This window comes from Mumia sp. Pv4-285, assembly GCF_041320275.1.
Classification (GTDB): Bacteria; Actinomycetota; Actinomycetes; order Propionibacteriales; family Nocardioidaceae; genus Mumia; species Mumia qirimensis.
Window position 1 is genome coordinate 1299704 of sequence record NZ_CP162023.1, and the last position, 22143, is coordinate 1321846.

At 70.8% G+C, this 22143-nt stretch carries 19 protein-coding genes; 12 read left to right on the forward strand and 7 right to left on the reverse strand.

Annotation, left to right across the window (positions count from 1 at the left end; translation table 11 throughout):
- The first annotated feature begins 18 nt into the window (after positions 1-18).
- The 5 genes from AB3M34_RS06255 to AB3M34_RS06275 all read left to right on the forward strand — a co-directional run bounded on the left by AB3M34_RS06255 (position 19) and on the right by AB3M34_RS06275 (position 4663).
- Entirely contained in the window at positions 19-552 is a 534-nt protein-coding gene (locus tag AB3M34_RS06255; protein ID WP_370618250.1) for a MaoC family dehydratase, read from the forward strand.
- Positions 553-610: 58 nt separating this feature from the next.
- Positions 611-1060 carry a MarR family winged helix-turn-helix transcriptional regulator gene (locus tag AB3M34_RS06260; protein WP_370618252.1) on the forward strand — a complete coding sequence of 150 codons (450 nt, stop codon included), beginning with the start codon at positions 611-613 and terminating at the stop codon, positions 1058-1060.
- A 14-nt stretch (positions 1061-1074) separates the two neighbouring features.
- Positions 1075-2694, forward strand: coding sequence for a DHA2 family efflux MFS transporter permease subunit (locus AB3M34_RS06265; protein WP_370618254.1), 1620 nt, complete (start codon positions 1075-1077; stop codon positions 2692-2694).
- Between the two features lie 106 nt (positions 2695-2800).
- Complete coding sequence (locus AB3M34_RS06270; protein ID WP_370618256.1) at positions 2801-3640, forward strand: PHP domain-containing protein; 840 nt, start codon at positions 2801-2803, stop codon at positions 3638-3640.
- 114 nt (positions 3641-3754) lie between these two features.
- Positions 3755-4663, forward strand: a complete 909-nt coding sequence (locus tag AB3M34_RS06275) for a hypothetical protein (protein WP_370618258.1) — start codon at positions 3755-3757, stop codon at positions 4661-4663.
- Positions 4664-4691: 28 nt separating this feature from the next.
- On the opposite strand, the gene AB3M34_RS06280 is transcribed toward AB3M34_RS06275, so the two are convergent.
- From AB3M34_RS06280 to AB3M34_RS06295, 4 genes are all read right to left on the reverse strand, one after another.
- Positions 4692-5666 (reverse strand): sulfotransferase family protein, encoded by a 975-nt coding sequence (locus tag AB3M34_RS06280; RefSeq protein ID WP_370618260.1) that lies wholly within the window; start codon positions 5664-5666, stop codon positions 4692-4694.
- 80 nt (positions 5667-5746) lie between these two features.
- A complete protein-coding gene (locus tag AB3M34_RS06285) occupies positions 5747-7165 on the reverse strand; it encodes a DUF1116 domain-containing protein (protein ID WP_370618261.1) in 1419 nt (472 codons plus the stop codon).
- Positions 7162-8700, reverse strand: coding sequence for an FdrA family protein (locus AB3M34_RS06290; protein ID WP_370618263.1), 1539 nt, complete (start codon positions 8698-8700; stop codon positions 7162-7164). Before AB3M34_RS06290 ends, AB3M34_RS06285 begins: the two co-directional genes overlap by 4 nt.
- 19 nt (positions 8701-8719) lie before the next feature.
- Complete coding sequence (locus AB3M34_RS06295) at positions 8720-9520, reverse strand: DUF2877 domain-containing protein (protein WP_370618265.1); 801 nt, start codon at positions 9518-9520, stop codon at positions 8720-8722.
- Between the two features lie 35 nt (positions 9521-9555).
- Between AB3M34_RS06295 and AB3M34_RS06300 the strand changes: the two genes are divergently transcribed.
- The 7 genes from AB3M34_RS06300 (at position 9556) to AB3M34_RS06330 (ending at position 18676) form a co-directional block, all read left to right on the forward strand.
- Positions 9556-11244, forward strand: coding sequence for a PucR family transcriptional regulator (locus AB3M34_RS06300; protein WP_370618267.1), 1689 nt, complete (start codon positions 9556-9558; stop codon positions 11242-11244).
- Positions 11245-11394: 150 nt separating this feature from the next.
- A complete protein-coding gene (locus AB3M34_RS06305) occupies positions 11395-12783 on the forward strand; it encodes a uracil-xanthine permease family protein (RefSeq protein ID WP_370618269.1) in 1389 nt (462 codons plus the stop codon).
- Entirely contained in the window at positions 12780-13667 is an 888-nt protein-coding gene (locus tag AB3M34_RS06310; RefSeq protein ID WP_370618271.1) for an FAD binding domain-containing protein, read from the forward strand. The genes AB3M34_RS06305 and AB3M34_RS06310 overlap by 4 nt, the downstream gene beginning before the upstream one ends.
- Entirely contained in the window at positions 13664-14182 is a 519-nt protein-coding gene (locus AB3M34_RS06315) for a (2Fe-2S)-binding protein (protein ID WP_370618273.1), read from the forward strand. The genes AB3M34_RS06310 and AB3M34_RS06315 overlap by 4 nt, the downstream gene beginning before the upstream one ends.
- Positions 14179-16593 (forward strand): aerobic carbon-monoxide dehydrogenase large subunit, encoded by a 2415-nt coding sequence (cutA, locus tag AB3M34_RS06320; protein WP_370618275.1) that lies wholly within the window; start codon positions 14179-14181, stop codon positions 16591-16593. Before AB3M34_RS06315 ends, cutA begins: the two co-directional genes overlap by 4 nt.
- Positions 16590-17261, forward strand: a complete 672-nt coding sequence (locus AB3M34_RS06325) for an SRPBCC family protein (RefSeq protein WP_370618277.1) — start codon at positions 16590-16592, stop codon at positions 17259-17261. Before cutA ends, AB3M34_RS06325 begins: the two co-directional genes overlap by 4 nt.
- Entirely contained in the window at positions 17258-18676 is a 1419-nt protein-coding gene (locus AB3M34_RS06330) for an amidase (RefSeq protein WP_370618279.1), read from the forward strand. Before AB3M34_RS06325 ends, AB3M34_RS06330 begins: the two co-directional genes overlap by 4 nt.
- A gap of 204 nt (positions 18677-18880) precedes the next feature.
- Here AB3M34_RS06330 and AB3M34_RS06335 read toward each other — a convergent pair whose 3' ends face one another.
- The 3 genes from AB3M34_RS06335 to AB3M34_RS06345 are packed head-to-tail and all read right to left on the reverse strand — an operon-like array spanning position 18881 to position 21968.
- Positions 18881-19840 carry a phosphotriesterase family protein gene (locus AB3M34_RS06335; protein WP_370618281.1) on the reverse strand — a complete coding sequence of 320 codons (960 nt, stop codon included), beginning with the start codon at positions 19838-19840 and terminating at the stop codon, positions 18881-18883.
- Entirely contained in the window at positions 19837-20442 is a 606-nt protein-coding gene (locus tag AB3M34_RS06340) for a TetR/AcrR family transcriptional regulator (protein WP_370618283.1), read from the reverse strand. Before AB3M34_RS06340 ends, AB3M34_RS06335 begins: the two co-directional genes overlap by 4 nt.
- Positions 20439-21968: an AMP-binding protein gene (locus AB3M34_RS06345; protein WP_370618285.1), complete on the reverse strand. Its 1530-nt coding sequence runs from the start codon at positions 21966-21968 to the stop codon at positions 20439-20441. The genes AB3M34_RS06340 and AB3M34_RS06345 overlap by 4 nt, the downstream gene beginning before the upstream one ends.
- Positions 21969-22143: the final 175 nt, after the last annotated feature.

The window sequence follows — 22143 nt, forward strand, 5'->3', positions numbered from 1 at the left end:
CTGACGCGAGGAGTCCCCATGCAGTTCGGTCGCAGCTACGAGGAGTTCGAGGTCGGCGCGACCTACAAGCACTGGCCTGGCAAGACGGTGACCGAGTACGACGACCACCTCTTCTGCCTGCTGACGATGAACCACCACCCGCTCCACATGGACGTGAACTACGCGGAGAAGACCACGCAGTTCGGTCAGAACGTGGTCGTGGGCAACTACGTCTACTCGATCCTGCTCGGCATGAGCGTTCCCGACATCTCGGGCAAGGCGATCGCGAACCTCGAGATCGAGTCTCTGCGCCACGTCGCGCCGACCTTCCACGGCGACACGATCTACGGCCAGACCACGGTGCTCGACAAGTGGGAGAGCACCTCGAAGGACGACCGCGGCGTCGTCTACGTCGAGACGATCGGCTACAACCAGGACGGCAAGGTCGTCTGCATCTTCCGTCGCAAGGTCATGGTCCCGAAGGACAACTACCTCGAGGCGCGCGGCGGTGAGCAGCCCGGTCGTCCGGTGCCGCAGGCCGACAAGAACTGGCCCGGCCCGACCGCAGAGTGATGTACGTCACGCAATAATGGATTTCGCGCAACACTTGCGTCCGCGTTAGTATTTGCGGGTGACAACACCCGAGTCTCTCGCCGGCCACCTGGAGGAGTTCTTCCTCCAGGTGGCTGCGTGCTGTGAGGACGAGGGGCTCGACGCCTTCGTCGAAGCCGAGCTCTCCGCCACGCAGGTGCGCACGCTTCTGCTGGTCTCGTCCCGCCCGGGCGACACGCAGATCACCGACATCGCGCGTGCGCTCGGGATCTCGGTCGCTGCTGCCGGTCGGGCCGTGGACCAGCTGGTCGGCGTCGGGCTGACGAGCCGCCATGAGTGCCAGCAGGACCGTCGTGTGCGGGTCGTCACTCTCACCGACGAGGGACGTGACCTCGTCGGTCGACAGCTCAGGACGAAGCGGGCTGCCCTGCTAGAAATCGTTCGCGATCTGTCCGAACCCACACGTAGCCTTCTTGATCGTGCGCTAACAGCAGCGATCGCCGAACGCCAACCCACCACCCCCGGGTAAGGAACCGCTTTTTCATGAGTCAAGACATCCAATCCGCGCCGGGCGGCGTGCCCGGCGACGTGGACCCGCAGAGCGACAAGCTCGACGCGGCAGTCCTCAAGATCGCCGGCGTGGTCGTGCTCGGCGCGATCATGTCGATCCTCGACATCACCGTCGTCAGCGTCGCGCTGCCGACGTTCCAGTCCGAGTTCGACGCGACCTATGCCGAGGTCGCCTGGACGATGACGGCCTACACGCTCGCGCTCGCGACCGTCATCCCACTGACAGGGTGGGCTGCTGATCGTTTCGGCACGAAGCGTCTCTACATGACGGCGCTGACCCTCTTCACCCTCGGCTCCGTGCTCTGCAGCCTCGCCGGCGGCATCACCGAGCTGGTCGCGTTCCGCGTGGTCCAGGGCCTGGGCGGCGGCATGCTGATGCCGCTCGGCATGACGATCATGACCCGCGCCGCCGGCCCTCACCGGATCGGTCGCGTCATGGCCGTGCTGGGCGTCCCGATGCTGCTCGGCCCGATCCTCGGTCCGATCATCGGCGGCTGGCTCATCGAGAGCCTCACCTGGCACTGGATCTTCCTGATCAACCTGCCGATCGGCATCATCGCGCTCGTCTACGCGTGGCGCGTGCTTCCCAAGGACTCGCCCGAGCCGTCGGAGTCCTTCGACTGGACCGGCATGATCCTGTTGTCGCCTGGTCTCGCACTCTTCCTGTTCGGTGTCTCCTCGATCCCCGAGGAGGGCACCATCTGGGCGACCAAGGTGCTGGTGACGTCGGCGATCGGCGCCGCGCTCATCGTGGCCTTCGTGTTCCACGCCTTCCGGCCGGAGCACCCGCTGGTCGACCTGCGCCTCTTCAAGCACCGCAACCTGACGGTGGCCGTGATCACCATGGCTGCCTTCGCGATCGCGTTCTTCGGGGCGAGCATCCTGTTCGCGGCGTACTTCCTTCAGGTGCGCGGTGAGACGACCCTGATGGCCGGCTTCCTCCTCGTCCCGCAGGGCATCGGCGCGATGCTCACGATGCCGATCGGCGGCATGCTGACCGACAAGATCGGTCCCGGCAAGATCGTGCTGACCGGCCTTGCGCTGACCGCTGCGGGCATGGCGGTGTTCACCCAGGTCGCCGCGGACACCTCCTACTGGATCCTGCTGCCGGGTCTGTTCGTGATGGGTCTCGGCATGGGTCTCACGATGATGCCGACGATGACGGCGGCGCTCGCAACCCTGACCGACCACACGATCGCCCGGGGCTCGACGCTGATGAACATCGTCCAGCAGGTCGCGGCGTCGATCGGCACGGCGGTGTTCTCGGTGGTGCTGACCAACCAGCTCAAGGCGGGGGAGAAGCTCGGCGACCTCCTCCAGCTGCCGCCCGGCACCCCGAGCGAGATCACCGACGCGTCGCTCGCGAACGCGGCCATCGGCTCGCGCACCGTGCCCGAGCTGTTCGACATGCTGTCGGGTGCGGGGCTACTGCAGCGAGGGTTCGCGGAGGCGGCTGACGCGTTCGGCGTGACGTTCGTCCTCGCGACGGTGCTCATCGCGCTCACGCTGATCCCGGCGGCGTTCCTGCCGCGCAAGAAGATCGAGCGAGAGGTCGAGGAGGGCGCAGCGGCGGCCCCGATCGTCATGCACTGAGGTTCGACCCGCACCACCCATCGGCGGTGAGTCTGCCGTCACCAGCACCTGTCTGGTGACGGTCGGCTCACCGCCGATCTCGTTGCGCGGCCGGTAGCCTGGCGGCGTGCTCATCGACCTCCACACCCACTCCCGCCGCTCCGACGGCACCGACAGCCCGACGGAGCTCGTGGAGAACGCGGCCCGGGCGGGACTCGACGTGGTCGCGCTCACGGACCACGACGCGATGACCGGGTGGGACGAGGCGCAGGTCGCTGCTGACAGGGTCGGCATCACGTTGGTCAAGGGGCTCGAGATCTCCTGCCGGTTCCACCACAAGGGTGTCCACCTTCTCGGCTACGAGCCTGACCCGACGGACGCGGCGCTCCTCGTCGAGCTCGAGCGGGTGCTCGGCGGACGCCAGGACCGGCTCCCTCGTACGATCGCCCGCCTCCAGGACCTCGGCATCGACATCACCGAGGCGGACGTGCTCATGGTGTCCGGCGACGCCGCCGCGACCGGACGGCCGCACGTCGCGGACGCGCTGATCGCGAAGGGCGTCGTCGTCAACCGCGACGAGGCGTTCGAGCGGTTCCTGATGCCCGGACGCCCGGCGTACGTCGACCGGTACGCCGCGGACCTCGAGTCCATGATCCGTCTGCTCGTCGATGCAGGCGGTCGTCCCGTGATCGCCCATCCGTGGACGCGGCAGAGCCGTTCGGTGCTCACGGTCGAGAACCTCGCGAAGCTCGTCGACGTCGGGCTGGTCGGGCTCGAGGTCGACCACAACGACCACGACGCCGACACCCGGACCCGGCTGCGCGCCATCGCGCATGAGCTCGACCTCGTGGTCACCGGGTCGAGCGACTACCACGGCACGGGCAAGATCGGGTACGACCTGGGCGTGAACACCACCGCCCCCGACCAGGCGGCGCGCCTGCTCGGTGACCGCGTCCCCCTCTTCTGACCGCGAGCCGGTCTCTCTGCGACCGCGAGCCACTTTCTGCGCGACGGCGAGGCATTCGCCGCGCCTGTGAGTGAAACCCGCGACCGGGGCCGGGTTGTTACGTACGCTTCCGGGGTGAGCATCATCGTCGAAACGGCCCTTCCCCGCTTCGAGGGCGCTGAGGTCGTCGTCGAAGCGCCCGCACCCGGACCCGGCAACTGGACCGGCGCACCATCCGCCCTCTACGCCGACGGAGCGGTCTGGCTCGCCTACCGTGTCCGGCGGCCGATCACCGCCGGCCGTGGCGTGAGCGTCGTGGTGGCGCGTTCCGACGACGGGGTCCGCTTCGGGACCGTCGCCGAGATCTGGCGCGACGACTTCGGTGCGGAGTCCTTCGAGCGTCCAGCCCTCGTGCACCGTGGTGAGGACGGCTGGCGGATCTACCTGAGCTGCGCCACGCCCGGCTCCAAGCACTGGTGGATCGAGGCCGTCGACGCCGCGACGCCGGAGGGGCTCGCCGCGGGGCGACGTACGCTCGTGCTTCCCGGTGACGACACCGTCGGCGTCAAGGACCCCGTGGTGCTGCACGACGAGGACGGCTGGCACATGTGGGTCTGCTGCCACCCGCTCGACGTCCCTGGCGCCGAGGACCGGATGACGACGCGCTACGCGACCAGCGTCGACGGCCTGGCCTGGGTCGACCAGGGAGAGGTGCTGTCACCGACCCCCGGCAGCTGGGACGCTCGTGGCGCGCGGATCACCGCGATCCTGGGCCGAGACCCGCTCATCGCCCTGTACGACGGCCGCGCGGACGCCGCGTCGAACTGGTTCGAGCGCACCGGGATCGCACAGGAGCGGAGCATCCCGGGGATCCTCGCCCCTGTGCGCGACGCTCCGGTGGCGTGGTCGCCCGAGTCCGACGGGGCACTGCGCTACGTGTGTGCCGTCGACCTCCCCGACGGCCGGACGCGCTTCTACTTCGAGGCCGCGCGGTCGGACGGGTCGCACGACCTCATGACGTCGGTGACAACCGTCCTGGGGTGACTCGCCGTGCGTGCGCGGTGACTCGCGGTCAGGGGGCGCCGGCGACGCGGCTCGCGAAGGAGCCACGGCTCTCCGGCTGACGCCAGTCGTCGAACGACTGCCCCGTCACCTTCTCCAGAAGGTCGATGTCCTCGAGGTAGTGCTCGATGAGCGCTGTCCGAGCAGTGCCGTCGAGCTTCGGCCGGACCGCGACGCCGCCCCGCTGGAGCACCGAGAGCAGCGGCCGGCTGGCGCGCCGCCACACGGCCGGGTGGGTCAGTGCACCCGCCCGGGCACCTGCGCGCACCACGCGGGATCCGACGTCACGACGCCAGCCCGGGGCGACGTACGGCTTCGAGTTGTCGCGCGGGATGGTCGTGACGATGCCGGGCTCGAGCCCGAGGAACACGCACACCCGGTCGAGTGTCTCGGCCGGACGGTCGACCAGCTCGCCGTAGCGCAGGACCAGGATGTTGGCCGGGTCGGCGTGGCGGTAGAGGTCGTCCAGCTGAGCGCCGTACATGCCGAGGCGGCGGTAGTGCCAGAACGGCGCCCACCCCGCAGCCATGCGCTCCTGCTCGCGACCGAACGCGTCGACGAAGTCGCTGACCGGCTCGAGGCCGTCGGACCACAGGTGCATCCAGTTCGAGTACGCGCGGTCGACGGGATCCCGGATCACCGCGACGAGACGCGCGTCGGGCAGCTCCTCGGTGATCCGCCGCCGGGCGTTGCGGAGGTAGAGGTAGAACGGGGTGCTCTCGAGCCGCAGCTGGTCGCCTCGGGCGGGGGCGAAGAGCTTCTCGTAGTCCTCGCGGCGCCAGATCCACTCGCGCTGGCTGTGCGCGTCTCCGGGACCCCGGTACGCCGGCGGAGGCGCGTCGGCGCACATGAAGTACTTCGGCTCCTTGGGCCGGCTCGAGAAGACCTGCGGATGGACCGCCAGTGCCGCGTGCAGAGCACTGGTTCCGGCCTTCGGAGCGCCGATGAGGAGCGCGTCCGGACGAGGTGTGGTGAGGTCCCCCATGGATCGATGCTAGGAACCGCTGCGGCGAAGGTCGAGAGTTTAGGTCACGGGGTTCGGGGTACGCCTCGCCGTGAGTCGGGTCACTCCGTGGGGGCCCGTCCTGCGGCTCTCTCGTGGGCCCGCTCGGCCAGCGCCGCGAGCGCTGCCGGGAAGATCTCAGTGGGTGGGGTCACGAGCCCGGCGCCGACCTGACCGGTGCCTGCCACGCGCCCCGCCATCCCTGTGTTGATCTGCGGCAGGATGCTCGTCCGGCACACGCGGGTGACGTCGATGCCCGTCGGCGTGCCCGCGAACTCGAGCACCGGGATGGTCCAGCGAGGGTTCTCCGCCAGCGTGATCTCGCCCATGCGCCGCGTCGTCGCGAGCGCGTCCGGCACCGAGCCGCCCACCAGCCTGACGATCGCGGGTGCGGTGGCCATCGCGAACCCGCCGATGCCTGCGGTCTCGGTGATCGCCGAGTCGCCGATGTCGGGGTTGGCGTCGTCGGGTCCGTACGAGCCGAGGTAGAGGCCGTCGGCGACCTGCGCAGGGCCGGTGAACCACTGGTCGCCGGTGCCGGAGACCTGGATCCCGAAGTCGGTGCCGTTGCGCGCCATCGCGACGACCATCGTGGAGCCCTCGATGTCGCGGGCCGCGTCGAGCGCGAGCTTGCAGGCGGGCATGGCGAGGTTGAGGAAGAAGTGGTCGTTGCCGCCGACGAACGCGACGGCGTCCGCGACGTCGCCGGCGCGTGAGCCCGACCGGATCATCGCCGGCACGAGGTCTCGCAGCAGCATGAGCGTGCCGGCCCGGTTGCGGTTGTGGGCCTCGTCGCCCATCTGGAGCATCTGCGCGAGGAGTGCGGTGACATCGACGGGGCCGGCCGAGCGGACGGCGCGCTGGAGCACCGGTCCGAGGACGGACGACATCCACCGGAGGCGGGCGAGGACGTCGTCGGAGTACGCGCCGTAGCGGAGCACCTTGCCGAGGCCCTCGTTGAGCGGGCAGTACGTGCGAGCGCCGGTGGAGGCGTCCTCGAGCACGAAGACCCACATCGACGGCGTCACGACACCCGCCATCGGCCCGACGGCGTGATGGTGGTGGCAGGGGTCGAGCGTGTAGCCGGCCCCGGCCCCGGCCCTGAAGAACGCCGGAGCGTCCTCGGGGTCCGCCACGAGCCCTTCGAGCGCGGCTGCGCCCATCAGGGCGCCGCGCATCGGGCCGGATGCGCGCTCCCAGTCGATCGGTGGGCCGGCGTGCAGGAAGTCGCCCCGCTGGAGCCCGAGCGCCTCGGACGCCGGAAGGACGTCCACGAGCTGGGCGGTGACGCCGAGGTACGCGGCGACCGCCCTGGCGTTCGCCTCTGCACGCAGCGGGTCGGCGGCAACGGCGGCGAGGTCGTCGGCGGTGCCTGGCATCGGTGGCTGCCAGTCGACGCGGCGCGCGACGACGGCCTGCTCGTCGATCGCGTCGGCGAGGAGGCTGGTGCCGACCGTGACGACGGTGGGGGCGGCGGTCATCGGGCTTCTCCTGCCGTCGTTGCGGGCACCGGAGCGACCAGCGCCACGGCATGCCGGGTCGCCTCGGCGTTGGACGAGAAGACGTACGCCCCGGCCTCGGCGAGCGCCGCGGCCTGGCGTTCGAGGTCCTGCGGATCGGACCTGGTGCCGACGAGCGTGACGACGACCGGGAGCGTACGACCGTGCTCGGCCGCCGCGGTCGCGCGGGCGTCGGCGATCGCGGGGGCCAGGGAAGCCGCGGGGTCGGGCTCCGCGCCGTGCCCGAGCACCACGTCGAGCAGCACGACCGCCGTGTCGGCGTCGGCCGCCGTGTGCGCGAGGGCGGCGAGGCGAAGTGTCGGGTCGATCATGGGGTGGGCACGTCCGACCGTGAGGGCGTCGTCGCCGAAGTCGATCATCACGTGCTCGTCGCCGAGGTCGCCGGCGAGCACGGAGGCTGCGTCGAGCGCGTCGTCGCCCGTGAGCGGGATGTTGCTCCGGATCGGCCCGAGCTCTTGGGTCGCGACGAGCATGGCCTCGTCGCACAGCGTGCCGCCGACGAACAGGCCGCGCAGGCGTCCCGGCCCATGGACCGCGTCGGGCACACCCCACCGCCGCCACGTCGGCGTCGGCACGTCGAGCGTCGCGAGCAGCGCCTCGGTGCCTCCCGTCAGGTCGGTGTCGGCCGACAGCAGCACGAGCTCGACCGGGACCGACAGCGACTCCGCGTACGCGGAGATGGCGTCGGCGACCTCGGCCGCGGGAGGCTTCGACACGAGGACCACGTGGGTCGTCGCCGGATCGGCGTCGAGCCGGGCCAGCGCCGTACGGGTCGATCGTCCACCGACCGCCGCCGACAGGTCACGCCCTCCCACGCCGAGCGCCGCGCTGACGCCCACACCGGCCTGGTCCAGCAGCGCCAGGATCTGCTGCGTGCCGGTCCCCGACGCTGCGACGACACCCACCGGCCCCGGGCGGACGACGTTGGCGAAGCCGAGGCCGACGCCTCCGACGACGGCGGTGCCGCAGTCCGGGCCCATGACGAGCACGTCGCGCGTCGCCGCAGCCTGCTTGAGCGCGACCTCCTGGTCGAGCGGGACGTTGTCGCTGAACACCATCACGTCGTGGCCGGCCTCGACGGCGTCCATCGCCTCCACGAAGGCGGACGGGCCGGGCACGGACACCATGACGATCGTCTCCTCGGGTGCGTCGCGCAGCGACGTCGCTGTGGTCCGCGGGGGAGCGACCGCGGTGTCGCCGGCTGCCCGAGGTGCGCTCGCGGCGGCGAGGGCGGCGTCGACGGCGGCGAGGGCGCCTTCGAGTGAGACCGTCTCGACTGAGGCAGCGTCGAGTCGCAGAGCGACCACCATGTCGTTGGGAGAGGCGTCGGCCGGCACGTCGAACCCCATCACCGCGAGCGTCTCGAGGTTGAGCGGGGTCGCCATCGCGACCTGGGCGTCGCGCACGCCCGGCGTCGCCGCGACCTGCTTGCTCACCTGGAGCAGGCTCACCGAGTCGGCGTACACGCCGGACCGGAGGCTTACGTGGTCGGTCATGGAGCTCCTTGGATCGAGGTCACGCAGCGACCGCCGCACGACGGCGTACGGCGAGGGCGACGCCGAGAGCGAGCCCAGCACCGGAGGTGTGGCCGACCTCGAGGAGGGCGGCGAGGCGCGCGTCCGTCCCCGGAGCACCGAGCCCGTCGACGAGCGCCCGCAGCTCCGGCACCGCTTCTCCGCGTGCGGCGTGGCTCAGCAGCGTCGCGGACACGGTGGTCGTCCGGGTCGGCGCGTCGGACAGGACCCGGTCGACCACCTGACCGGCGTGTAACCCGGCGGCGTACCGCGTGACGAGCCAGCCGGCGAGGACGTCGTCGCCCAGCGGGGTGAGTCCGGGACCGCGACCGAGCAGGCCGGCGACCGCGCGCGGGTCGTCGTCGCCGAGGCGGTCGTACGCCGTCGTGCCCGTGGGCAGGTGAGCGGCGACCGCCACGAGCAGGGAAGCATCAGAGAGGTCGTCGGCGGCGAGGGCTGGTCGGACTGCGACGCGCGCCTCGACGTAGCGACTCACCCGGAGGGTGCGGCCGTCGACGACGCAGACGCCCTCCCCGAGGACGACGGTGCGGGTCGCGGCCAGGTCGGGCCAGCCCGTGAGCAGTCCGCACGGGACGGCGACGGCGTCGCGCGCGAGGACGGCGAGGCAGCGGTCGCCGTCGCGGACGTAGACGGCGTGGCGGCTCCGGTGCACGATCTCGGTCGAACGACGTGGTCCGTGCAGGCGCGCAGCGACCTCAGCGGTGGCTGCGGACGGATGCGCGTCGCGCCGAGGACCGGCGGAACGAGCGGCATCGGTCCACGATGTGATCGTCGCGACCATGGCGCCAGCGTAGGAGCGTTCGCTACGGTGAGCCGATGGCGAGACTTGCCAACGATGGATCCGATCCGGACCACAACCTGACATCAGCCCCGCACGGGCTGCCGCTCGCGGAGATGATCACGATCGACGCGCTCGTGGGAGCGAAGATGCTCGCGGGCCACATCGGGAGCCAGCGCGCCGTGACGGGGCTGAACGTCATGGAGGTCCCGGACGTCCTCGCCTGGGTGAAGCCTCACGAGCTGCTCGTGACGACCGGGTTCCCGCTGCTCGACGGTTCGCGGCGCCTCGACGTCCCCCGGATGGAGGCGCTGGTGCAGGGCCTCTACGACGCGGGTGTGGCAGGATTCGCCATCAAGCTCGGCCGCTACGTCGACGAGGTCCCGGAGACCGTCCTCACCCTCGCCGACGTGCTGGGATTTCCCATCGTGCAGATCCCGGAGGACGTCGCGTTCGACGACGTCCTCAAGGACGGCTACGCGGCGCTCAACACGTTCCAGTCCCGCGTCCTCGCGCAGATCGACGCACTCCACGCTGCGCTCACGCTGATCGTGCTGGAGGGCGGCGACCTCGAGCAGATCGCCGCCGAGGTGTCCGAGGTGCTCGACGTCGGCGTGCTCATCACGTCCATCGACGGGCGGGAGTGGGCGGGCGCGCTCAGCGACGAGGTCCGGGCCAGCCTGGAGGTGAGCGAGTTCCTCGACGTCTCGGGGCGCATCCGCGTGGAGAGGATGCGGCGGTCACGGCCGTTCGGAGCGGGGGAGATCCGCGCCCTGCACGTCGCGGCGTCCGGGACCGAGCTCGCGCGGCTCATCGTCGTCAGCGAGAAGCGGACGCTGCAGGCCACCGACGTCTATGCGCTTGAGCGGGCCGCGACCGTCGCCGCACTCCTCATCACGCGGCTGCAGGCGGTCGTCGCCGTCGAGGGCAAGTACCGGGGCGACTTCCTCCGCGACGTCCTGACCGACCGCGCGGAGAGCCCGCAGTACGTCATCGAGCACGCCGAGAGCCTGGGCTGGGACATCGACCGTCCGCTCGTCGTCGTGGTCGCCGAGCTCGACCCTCCCGGCCCCGACGAGCCGGCGGTCTCCAGCCGGACGCGACGTGGGTACCAGGACCGGTTCGCCGCCGCATGGCGCCAGGTCGTCGAGCGGCGCGGGCGCAGCATCGCCGTGGCCGACTTCTCGTCGCAGGTGGTGGCCCTGCTGCCCGTCAGCGCGGACGGGTCGGACGTGGTGGACGTCGTGGAGGAGGCACTCTCCGCCGTCCGCGGTGACTCGGGCGGTGGCCGCCGGCCGTTCTCGGCGGGGATCAGCCGCGTCGTCGCAGGCGTCGAGATGCTTCCCGACGCGTACGCCCGGGCGCACAAGGCTGTCGACGTCGGGCGCCGGATGAAAGGCAACAGCTCGACGACCTACTTCGACCGGCTCGGCGTGCGCCGTCTGCTCTCGCAGGTCGAGGAGGCCGAGCTCGGTGTGTTCGTGACGGAGGTCCTCGGACCGCTCGCCGAGGACACTCCGGCGGCGACCGACCTGCGCGCGACCCTGCAGGTGCTGCTCGACGTGAACCTCAACGTCGCCGAGGCGGCGCGGACGCAGCACTTCCACTACAACACGATGCGGTACCGGGTGACGAAGCTGGAGAGCATCCTCGGCCCGTTCAGCACCGATCCGCAGATCCGGCTCGACGTCGCGGTCTCCCTGCAGATCCTCCACATGCGGGAGTGAGGGCGAGCAAGGGCTGACAGCCCCGTACGAGGTCCGTTGGCATGTTCGCACCATGCAGCGGCCTCTCCGCCGCCACTAGGGTCACGTCATTGGACCGGGTGCGCTGCCCGAAACCCCCGGCGGCCGCTCGCACACTCTGAGGAGACCGGGATGTCGATGTTCAAGTGGGACGTGGTGCACGACGGCAGGACGCCGCCACCGGGGGAGGCGGTCGGCCCACGCGAACGCCTCAGCTGGGGGCGTACGGCGGGGCTGGGCGCCCAGCACGTCGTCGCGATGTTCGGCGCCACGTTCGTGTTCCCGGTGGTGATGGGACTCGACCCCAACCTCGCCATCCTCTTCTCGGGCATCTGCACGATCATGTTCCTGCTCATCACGAACAACATGGTCCCCAGCTACCTCGGCACGAGCGCCTCCTTCGTCGCGGCGGTGGCGGCGATCCGTACGCAGGGCGGTGACTCCGCCGACGTCACGGGCGCCATCCTCGTCGCCGGTCTGGTGCTGGCGGTCGTCGGCGTGGCGGTGCACTTCGCCGGGACCCGGTTCCTGCACAAGCTGCTGCCGCCCGCGGTGACCGGTGCCGTCGTCATGCTGATCGGGTTCAACCTCGCGCCCGTCGTCGCCGGCGTCTACTGGCCGCAGGACCAGTGGATCGCGCTGCTCACCGCGGCGTTCATGGTCGTCGCCGCGGTGCTCCTTCCGGGCTTCTGGGGTCGCATCGCCGTCTTCCTCGCACTGGTCTTCGGCTACCTGGTGTCGTGGGCGTCCGACGCGCTCTTCGGCCCGATCACGTCGTTCCTGCCCTCAGCCGGCGAAGAGGTGTCGCACGACCGCGTCAACTGGGACGCGGTGAGCGCGGCCGACTGGATCGGCTTCCCGTCGGGCACGCTCGGCGACGGAGTCTCGGCCGTCCACGCGCCGAGCTTCAGCTTCACGTTCATCCTTCTCGTCCTGCCCGGCGTCATCGCCCTGATCGCCGAGAACACCGGCCACGTGAAGGCGGTCGCTGAGATGACCGGCGAGGACCTCGACCCCTACATGGGCCGCGCGATCGGGGCCGACGGCCTCGCCACCGCTCTCGCGAGCTCGTTCGGCGGTTCCCCGACCACCACGTACGCCGAGAACATCGGCGTCATGTCGGCGACCCGCATCTACTCGACCGCCGCCTACTACGTCGCCGCTGTCGTCGCGATCTTCCTGGGTCTGTGCCCGAAGTTCGGGGCGATCGTGAACGCGATCCCGGGCGGCGTCCTCGGCGGGATCACCGTCATCCTCTACGGCATGATCGGCCTGGTCGGCGCCAAGATCTGGGTCGAGAACCGTGTCGACTTCGGCGATCCTGTCAACATCGTGGGCCTCGCGGCGGGCATCATCGTGGGTGTCGGCAACGTGACCCTGGTGATCACCGACGACTTCGAGCTCGGCGGCATCGCGCTCGGCACGATCCTGGTCATCGTCTTCTACCACCTGGTCGCCTGGAAGCGACCCGGCACGCACAGCAGCGACGAAGGCGGAGAAGAGGTGACGAGAGCACTGTGAAGCCCGCTCCGTTCTCGTACGTCCGCCCGGCCACCGTCGACGAGGCGCTCGCCGTGCTCGCGGCCGACCCGCACGCGAAGGTGCTCGCCGGCGGCCAGAGCCTCGTGCCGCTCCTGTCGATGCGCCTCGCGCAGCCGAGCACGCTCGTCGACATCAACGGGCTGGCGGCGCTGGCCTCCGTGCGGACGGACGAGAGCGGCGTACGCATCGGTGCGCTCGCGCGGCACCGCCAGGTCGAGGCAGACGCCGATGCCTGGCGGGCCCAGCCCTTGCTGCGTCAGGCCCTGCGGCTGGTCGCGCACCCGACCATCCGCAACCGCGGCACCACGTTGGGGTCGGTCGTCCACGCCGATCCGGCGGCCGAGATGCCGGCCGTCGTGGCGCTGCTCGGTGCGCACGTCGTCGCGGCGTCGGTGGCGGGGCGTCGCGAGGTCGCCGCGGCGGACCTGTTCGTCGGTCCGCTCGAGTCGTCGCTGCGACCCGACGAGCTCGCGCTCGAGCTCGTCGTCCCCGCCTGTCCGCCGCGGACGGGCACCGCCATCGACGAGGTGGCGCGCAGGCACGGCGACTACGCGATGTGCGGCGTCGCCGCCGTGGTCTCGGTCGGTCCGAGCGGTGCCATCGAGACGGTGCGTGCTGCCTACCTGGCGGTCTCGCCGACCCCGCACGTCCTCGACCTCTCGGAGGCGTTCGTGGACGGCACGGCGAGCGAGCGCAACCTCGACGCTGCTGCCGAGATCGCGTCCGGCGCCCTCGACCCCGACTCTGACATCCACGGCACCGCCGACTACCGACGGCACCTCGCCGGCGTGCTCACGCGGCGGGTGGTCCGCGACGCGTCCGCGCGTGCGGCCGCTGCCGAGCCCGAGGGAGCAGCACGATGACGAGCCCGTCGGACCTCTCCGCCCCCGACGCCCTGCACCCGGTGGCCATGACGGTCAACGGAACTGCCTACACGCTCGAGGTCCCGGCGCGCCGGCTGCTGTCGGACGCGCTGCGCCACGACCTCGGTCTGACCGGCACCCACGTCGGCTGCGAGCACGGGGTGTGCGGCGCCTGCACGATCTTGGTCGACGGGCAGCCGATGCGCTCGTGCCTGTTGCTCACCGTCTCGATGGACGGGGCGGTGCTGACGACGGTCGAGGGTCTGACCGAGGAGGGCGACCGGCTCGGTCCGGTCCAGCAGGCGTTCAAGGACTGCCACGGCCTCCAGTGCGGGTTCTGCACCCCGGGCTTCCTGACCACGATCACGGCCGGTCTGGAGGGGAACCCCGACCCGACGCACGACGAGGCGAGGGAGATGATCGCCGGCAACCTCTGCCGGTGCACCGGCTACCAGAACATCGTGAAGTCGGTGCTGCGCGCGGCCGAGATCCGGCGTGAAGGGGGCTCCGCATGACGACGAAGTCGTTCGGTGAGCGCGTCGCCCGCGTCGAGGACGAGCGGTTCCTGCGCGGTCGCGGCCGTTACCTGGACGACCTCGCCGCCGATGCGCTGCACGTGGCGCTCCTGCGCTCGCCGCACGCGCACGCCCGCATCCTCGACATCGACGTCGAGGCCGTCCTCGACGTGGACGGCGTCGTGGCCGTCTACACCTACGACGACCTCACCGGCGCGATGGCCGAGCCGCTCCCGCTGCTCATCCCGCACCCCGACCTCACGCACGGACGCACCCAGTACGCCCTCGCCAAGGACGAGGTGAACTACGTCGGCGAGGCGATCGCGATGGTCGTCGCGGTCGACCGCTACGTCGCGGAGGACGCTGCCGGTCGGATCGTGGTGTCGTACGACTTCCTCCCGCCGGTCGTGGGGCTGGACGCCGCCCGCGCTGCCGAACACCTGGTCCACGCCGACGTGCCGGACAACGTCGCCGCGACGTCGACACAGGCGACCGGCGACGCGATGGCCGCGATCGCGCGTGCACCCCACCGTCTCGCGCTCGACCTCGACGTCGAGCGCAGCGCGTGCACGCCGCTCGAGGGCCGCGGCACGGTCGCGAAGTGGGACACCGACAACGGCCGGCTCGAGGTCTGGTCGTCCACCCAGACGTCGACGGGTGTCCGTGCCGCGATCGCGGCGAAGCTCGGCCTGGACCTGTCGGTCGTCGACGTGATCACGCCGGACGTCGGCGGCGGGTTCGGCGTGAAGGTCGTCCACCCCTGGCCGGAGGAGCTCCTCGTACCCCTCGCGGCGATGGCCCTGGGGCGCCCGGTGAAGTTCACCGAGGACCGCCGCGAGCACTTCGTCTCCGCCGCCCACGAGCGGTCGCAGCAGCAGCACGTCGAGGTGGGCTTCGACGACGACGGGCGCATCCTGGGCCTCGACGTCGAGATCTGGCACGACAACGGCGCCTACATCCCGTACGGCGTGATCGTCCCCATCATCACGACGACGCAGCTCCTCGGGCCGTACAAGCCCCCCGTCTACTCGGCCACGTTCCACAGCCTCTACACGAACACCGTCATCGTCACCCCGTACCGAGGCGCCGGGCGCCCGCAGGGCGTGTACGCGATGGAGCGCACGATGGACGCGATCGCCGCATACCTCGGACGCGACCGTGCCGAGGTGCGCGCGCTCAACTTCATCCAGCCCGACGAGTTCCCGTACGACCAGGGCTTGATCTTCCAGGACGGCAAGCCGCTGATCTACGACTCGGGCGACTTCCCGCAGATGCTCGACAAGCTCAAGGCGCTCGTCGGGTGGGACGAGTTCGCGGCGTTCCGCGACGAGATGCGTGCCGAGGGACGCCGGGTGGGGATCGGCATGGCCTGCTACGTCGAGGGGACGGGCGTCGGCCCGTACGAGGGCGGCCACATCCAGGTGGAGACGACCGGCAAGGTCAAGGTGTCGACCGGCCTCACCACCCAGGGACAGGGACACCAGACGGTGTTCGCGCAGATCGTCGCCGACGAACTCGGGGTGCGGTTCGAGGACGTCGAGGTCGTGACCGGCGACACGCGGCGGATGCCCTACGCGGTCGGCACGTACGCGTCGCGCGCCGCGGTCATGAGCGGTTCCGCGATCGCCCTGGCGGCGCGCTCGGTGAGGCGCAAGGCGCTCGAGCTGGCTGCCGACGCGCTCGAGGCGAACGTCGACGACCTCGAGCTCCGTGACGGCGTCGTCGAGGTCGTGGGAGCGCCGGGCGCGCAGATCAGCCTCGGCACGCTCGCCGTGCTCAGCAACCCGCTGCGCTACGCGTTCGACGAGGCGAGCAAGGCAGCGACCCAGTTCTCGGTCGGCGACCCCGGCAAGGTGCCGGTGCCTGAAGGCACGTCGCCGGGGCTGGAGAGCCGCGACTTCTACTCGCCGCCGCGCTCGACCTTCGCGTCGGGGATGCACGCCGTGATCGTCGAGACCGACCCGGACACGGCCGAGATCCGGATCCTGAAGTACGCCGTCGTCCACGACTGCGGCCGGCTCATCAACCCGATGATCGTCGAGGGTCAGATCCACGGCGGCGTCGCGCAGGGAGTGGGCGGTGCGCTGTACGAGCGGATGGTCTACGACGAGCACGGCCAGCTCCTCAACGCGTCGTTCATGGACTTCCTCATGCCGTACGTCACCGAGGTGCCCGAATCGATCGACGTCGACCACCTCGAGACCCCGTCGCCCCTGAACCCGCTCGGGATCAAGGGCGCCGGCGAGGCGGGAGTGATCCCGAGCGCGGCAGTGTTCGCGTCGGCGATCGAGGACGCCGAAGGCATCGTGATCACACGGATGCCCATCTCACCCAGCGAGCTGTACGCCCTGCGGCGTGCGGCCGCCGGGTCCGACGAGGCGGCGGTCGCCGCCATGGACGGAGACTCATGAAGGTAGCCGGCGAGGCAGTACTCAACGCACCGGTCGACGCCGTCTGGGAAGCGCTCCTCGACCCCCGGGTCCTGGTCCGCACGATCCCGGGGTGCGAGGTGCTCGAGGCCACCGGTGACAACGCGTACGCGATGACGGTCAACGCGGGGGTCGCTGCGATCCGCGGGACGTACGCCGGCACCTGCACGCTGAGCGATCTCGCACCACTCCAGTCGCTGGTGATGCGTGCCGAGGGTGCCGGCGCAGCGGGCACGGTCGCCGCGGACGTCGCGGTGCGGTTCACCGATCGCGGCGACGGCACGACCGGTGTCGCTTACGACGCCGACGCGATCGTCGGCGGGATGCTCGGCGGGGTCGGCCAGCGGATGCTGGCCGCGGTGAGCAAGCGGATGGCCGGAGAGTTCTTCGGTGCCGTCGACGACGCGATCGCCAACCCTTCGCTGGTCGAGGACGGTTCTCCTCCGCTGGTCGAGGACGGTTCTCCTCCGCTGGTCGAGGCGCGAAGCGATCGAGACCCCGCCGTCGGCCAACGCTTCACCGCGCCCGCCCGCTCCGCCCGCGGCTCTGCCGCACACCCCGACGACTTCCTCCGCGGCGCCGTCGTCGGTGGGGCGCTGGTGCTCGCGGGTGTGCTCGTCGGGAGCCTTCTCGGCCGCCGGTCGCGATGATCGACGTCTACAGCAGCGCCCGGGCGATGGCGGCGGCGATCGCCGCCCGCGAGATCTCGGCCCGCGAGCTGCTCGACCTGCACCTCGCCCGCATCGACCAGGTCAACGGAGCCGTCAACGCGCTCGTGTCGATCGACGTCGGGCGGGCGTACGCCCAGGCGTCCGCAGCCGACGACATCACCGCCTCGGGGGCGCAGCTCGGAGCGTTGCATGGCCTCCCGTACGCGGTGAAGGACACTCACCACGTCGCCGGGTGGCGGACGACCTTCGGCTCGCCGGTGATGGCCGACCACGTCTCGGCGTACGACGACCTGGTCGTCGAGCGGGTGCGTGCCGCCGGCGCGGTGGTCGTCGCGAAGTCCAACACTCCCGAGTTCGCGGCCGGCTCCCACACCTTCAACCCGGTGTTCGGCACGACGCTCAACCCGTACGACACGGGGCGCTCGGCCGGTGGGTCGAGCGGCGGCTCGGCGGCGGCGCTCGCGTCGGGCATGGTCGCCCTTGCCGACGGGTCGGACATGGGCGGTTCGCTGCGCAACCCGGCGTCGTTCTGCAACGTCGTCGGGCTGCGGCCGAGCTGGGGGCGCGTGCCGACGTGGCCGACGTGGAACCTCTGGGAGACGGTGTCGGTGCAGGGGCCGCTCGCACGCGACGTCGGAGACCTGGCGCTGCTGCTGAGCGTCCTCGCCGGTCCGGATCCGCGGGTGCCGACGGCCGACTCGACACCCGGAGGCGTCTTCGCTGATCCGGCCCCGGTCTCCCTCGGCGGGCTGCGCGTCGCCTTCTCGATCGACCTCGGCGGCGCGTTCGAGGTCGACTCCGAGGTCGAGGCCGTGGTCCGCGCCGCCGGAGCGCAGCTCGCGGACGCCGGAGCGGCCGTGACCGACGCATGGCCGGAGCTCCCCGAAGCCGAGACGACCTTCCGGACGTTGCGGGCGTGGCTGATGGAGTACGCGCTCGGCGACATTCTCGACGCTCATCCGGACGCCGTGAAGCAGTCGCTCGCCGACAACATCCGCGCGGGCCGTCCGCTCACCGGGCACGACGTCGCCGTCGCCTACGCGCAGCGCACGGTGCTCGCCGACCACGCCCGAGCGTTCTTCGAGGCGTACGACGTGCTGGTGATGCCGGTCAGCCAGGTGCCGCCCTTCCCGGCGGACCAGGAGTATCCGCACGTGATCAACGGCCGCCCGCAGGAGTCGTACGTCGACTGGATGCGCTCGGCGTTCTTCGTGACGGTGACCGGGTGCCCGGCGATCAGCGTGCCCGCCGGGTTCACCCCGGAGGGCCTCCCGGTCGGGCTGCAGCTCGTCGGCCCCGCAGGCTCGGAGCGCCGTCTGCTCGCGATCGCGCGGGCGTACGAGGAGCTCTCCGGGGCCGGCATCGGCGTCGGTGGCCCGCGCCCCTCGCTGTGAAGGCCCGGCGCCGGCGCGCCGTACGCCGCGCGATCCCCGTTTGAGGTGTGAACACCTCAAACACGGGCATCGCACCTCATAGAGCGGGTGCAATCGCCGCCCCAGGGGTGTTCACACCTCAAACGGGGCTGGGGAGCCCGAGGAAAAGAGGCCGTGCGACGCGCCGGGGGTTTGCGCGCCGCACGGCGGCTAAGGACCCGCTGCCTACTCGAAGTGGCGGCGCGGGTTGTCCACGAGGATCTTCGTGAGGTCGTCCTCCGTCAGGCCCTTTTCGAGCAGCGCCGGGATCACGTCCTCGCTGATGTGCCGGAAGTTCCAGCGAGGCACGGCGACCTCCTTCGCGCCCGGCGGGAACCAGTCGATGAAGCACGACGCGTCGTGGGCGATCACGACGTTGTCGACGAATCCGCGGCGTACGAGCTCGACGATCGTGTCGACACGCTGCTCGAACGGCAGCAGCAGGTCGAGGCCGAACCGGTCCATGCCGAGCAGCGAGCCCGCCTCCGCGAGCATGCTCAGGTACTCGAGGTCGGTCGAGTCGCCGGAGTGCCCGATCACGACCTTCGTCAGGTCGACGCCCTCCTCGGCGAGCACCCGTTGCGCGACCAGGCCCGACGCGGTGTGGGGGTTGGTGTGCACGGTGATCGGCGCACCGGTCTGGACGTGTGCCTGACCTACGGCCCGCATCACCCGCTCGACGCCCGGCGTGAGGCCCTGCTCCTCGATCGCGCACTTGAGGAACGCGGCACGGACCCCCGTGTCGGCGATGCCCTCGGTGAGGTCGCGTACGAACATCTCGGTCAGCGGCTCGGGCACGTCGAACAGCAGGCCGGGGCCCGAGTAGTGGAACTGGAAGGGGATCTCGTTGTACGTGTAGAGGCCGGTCGCCGCAACGACGTTCAGGTCGATCTGCTCGGCGATCCGCTGGATGCGCGGGATGTAGCGACCGAGCCCGAGCACGGTCGGGTCCATGATCGTGTCGATGCCGAGGCTCTTCAGCTCGGACAGGTCGCGCACCGCGTCGGCAACTTTCTGGTCCTCGTCCCAGTCGTCGGCGTAGTTCTCGCGGAACTCCTCACCGACGATGAAGATGTGCTCGTGGACGAGCGTACGGCCGAGGTCGGCGCTGTCGATCGGGCCGGTGACGGTCTGGACTGTGCTCATGGGGCCTCCTTGCTCCGACGGGTGAGTGCGTTGCGCCAGATGCGGTTGGTCGTCGTGACCATCTCCTCGGTGCTCATGCCCTCGCCGAGCACGAACGAGTAGTAGGCCAGGTGCGAGATCATCCCGTCGAGGGCTCGGGCGGTCGGGTACGGATCGAGGTCAGGGTCGGCGACGCCCCGCTCCTGAAGCGCGACGATCACCTCCGCCGTGCGTCGCGCGAGTGCCTCGCCGCGTCGCCGCCGGACCTCCCGGAATGCCGGGTCGAGTGCGGCCACTTCTTCCAGGACGAGCATGAGCCGGGCGTTGCGCTGGTAGTTCTCGAAGTACCGCCGGTGCCCCTCGGCGAGCGCAGCGAACGGATCCGGGGAGTCGAGGGCGAGCGTGGGGCGCATGACGTCGTGCTGTGCCTCGTACAGGACGACCGCGAGGATCTCCTCCTTGCCCACGAAGTGCGTGTAGAAGGTGCCGGTCGCGCACCCCGCTTCGGCGGCGATGTCGGCGATGCGGGCGTCCGTGAAGCCGTCACGCTCGAAGACCGTGCGTGCAGCGGCGACGAGCGCGGTGCGGGTACGCGTCCCGCGCGCGGTGGTCCTGGTCGTCACCGGTCCGTGACGCCCGTCGGCTGTGCGTCGCTCGCAGGGCCCGAGAGTCCGTCGCGGTCGATCGCGCGCTTGAGGATCTTGCCCGACGGTCCCTTCGGGAGAGCGTCGGCGAACTGGAAGAGCCGCGGGACCTTGTACGCGCTGAGGCGCTCCTTGGCCCACGTGCGCAGCTCCTCGGGATCGAGCTCAGCGCCCTCCGCGAGCACGATCACGGCGCCGATCTCTTCGCCGTACGTCGGGTCCGCCACGCCGACCACGGCTGCCTCGACGATCGCTGGGTGCTCGTAGAGGACCTCCTCGACCTCGCTCGGGTAGACGTTGTAGCCGCCGCGGATGATGAGGTCCTTGAGCCGGTCGACGATACGGAGGTCACCGTCGTCGTCGAGCGTGCCGAGGTCGCCGGTGCGCAGCCAGCCGTCCTGGAGCACGGCGGCCGTCGCCTCGGGCCGGTTCCAGTAGCCCTTCATGACGATGGGCCCCCGGATCCAGACCTCGCCGACCTCGCCGTTCGGCACGGCGTTGCCCTCGAGGTCGCGGATCTCGATGTCGACGTTGTGGACCGCGCGGCCGACGGCACCGATCTTGGGCTCGGTCTCGAGCGGCGAGAACGTGGCCCAGCCGCAGGTCTCGGACAGGCCGTACCCCTCGCGGATCCGGGTGCCGAACTTGTCCTCGAAGGCGCGGATCACCTCGATCGGGAGCGACGCACCACCCGACGACGCGAGCCGGAGGCGCGCGAAGTCCGCCGGTGTGGCGTCGCCGGCTGCGTGGAGCATCGCGACCCACATCGTCGGGACCCCGGACACGACCGTCAGCTCGTCGTCGCGGATCATCTCGACGAGCTTGCGCGGGTCGAACGGGTGCAGCAGCGACACGGACGTGCCGAACGAGATCGCGAGGTGCATGACCATGATCTGGCCGAAGACGTGGAAGAGCGGCAGCGCGGTGCCGGAGCGGTCGTCCTCGCTGAACTCGAGGACGTGCTCGGCGGCGTCCACGATCGCGGCGACGCCGGAGACGGCCAGCTCGGCGCCCTTGGGCCGGCCCGTCGTGCCCGAGGTGTAGATGATGATCGCCGTCGCGTCGTCGGGGAGGTCGACCGGTGCGTCGAGGCGGTCGCTCGTGTCCCACTCGTGGAGCGGACCGATGCTCCAGAAGGGGAGTCCGCGGCCGTCGGCGGCGCGCTCGGCGGCTACGGCGTTGTCCTGCCACGCCACGACGAGGCTGACTCCGGCGTCGTCGATGACGTACTCCATCTCTGGAGCCGTGGCCATGACGTTCATCGTGATGAGGGTGGCGCCGGCGGCGTGGAGGCCGTAGTAGGCGGCGACGAACTCGGGGATCGTCGGTGCCACGAGAAGCACGCGGTCGCCAGGGGAGATGCCGGCGTCGACCACCCGCTTCGCCAACGAGGCGGCCGCGTCGCGGAGCGCACCGAACGTCACCTGGGAGCCGGCGGCCCGGACGGCGACTCTCTGCGGCTCGTTGCTCGCGTGCTCGAAGACGGCGGTGGCGACGTTGCTCAAGGGTTGCTCCTCTGAACGGGTGTGACCGGCGTCACGGACGCTACCTGAATCATGATTCAGGTTTCAAGCATGGATGAGTACCGAGGTCGTCGGCGGTGCCTGGCAGGTAGTGACAAGGTTGGGAGGGGCGCTCCGGCGACCTTCGCCGTGGGGGACGCGCGGCGGGTGCGTTGGA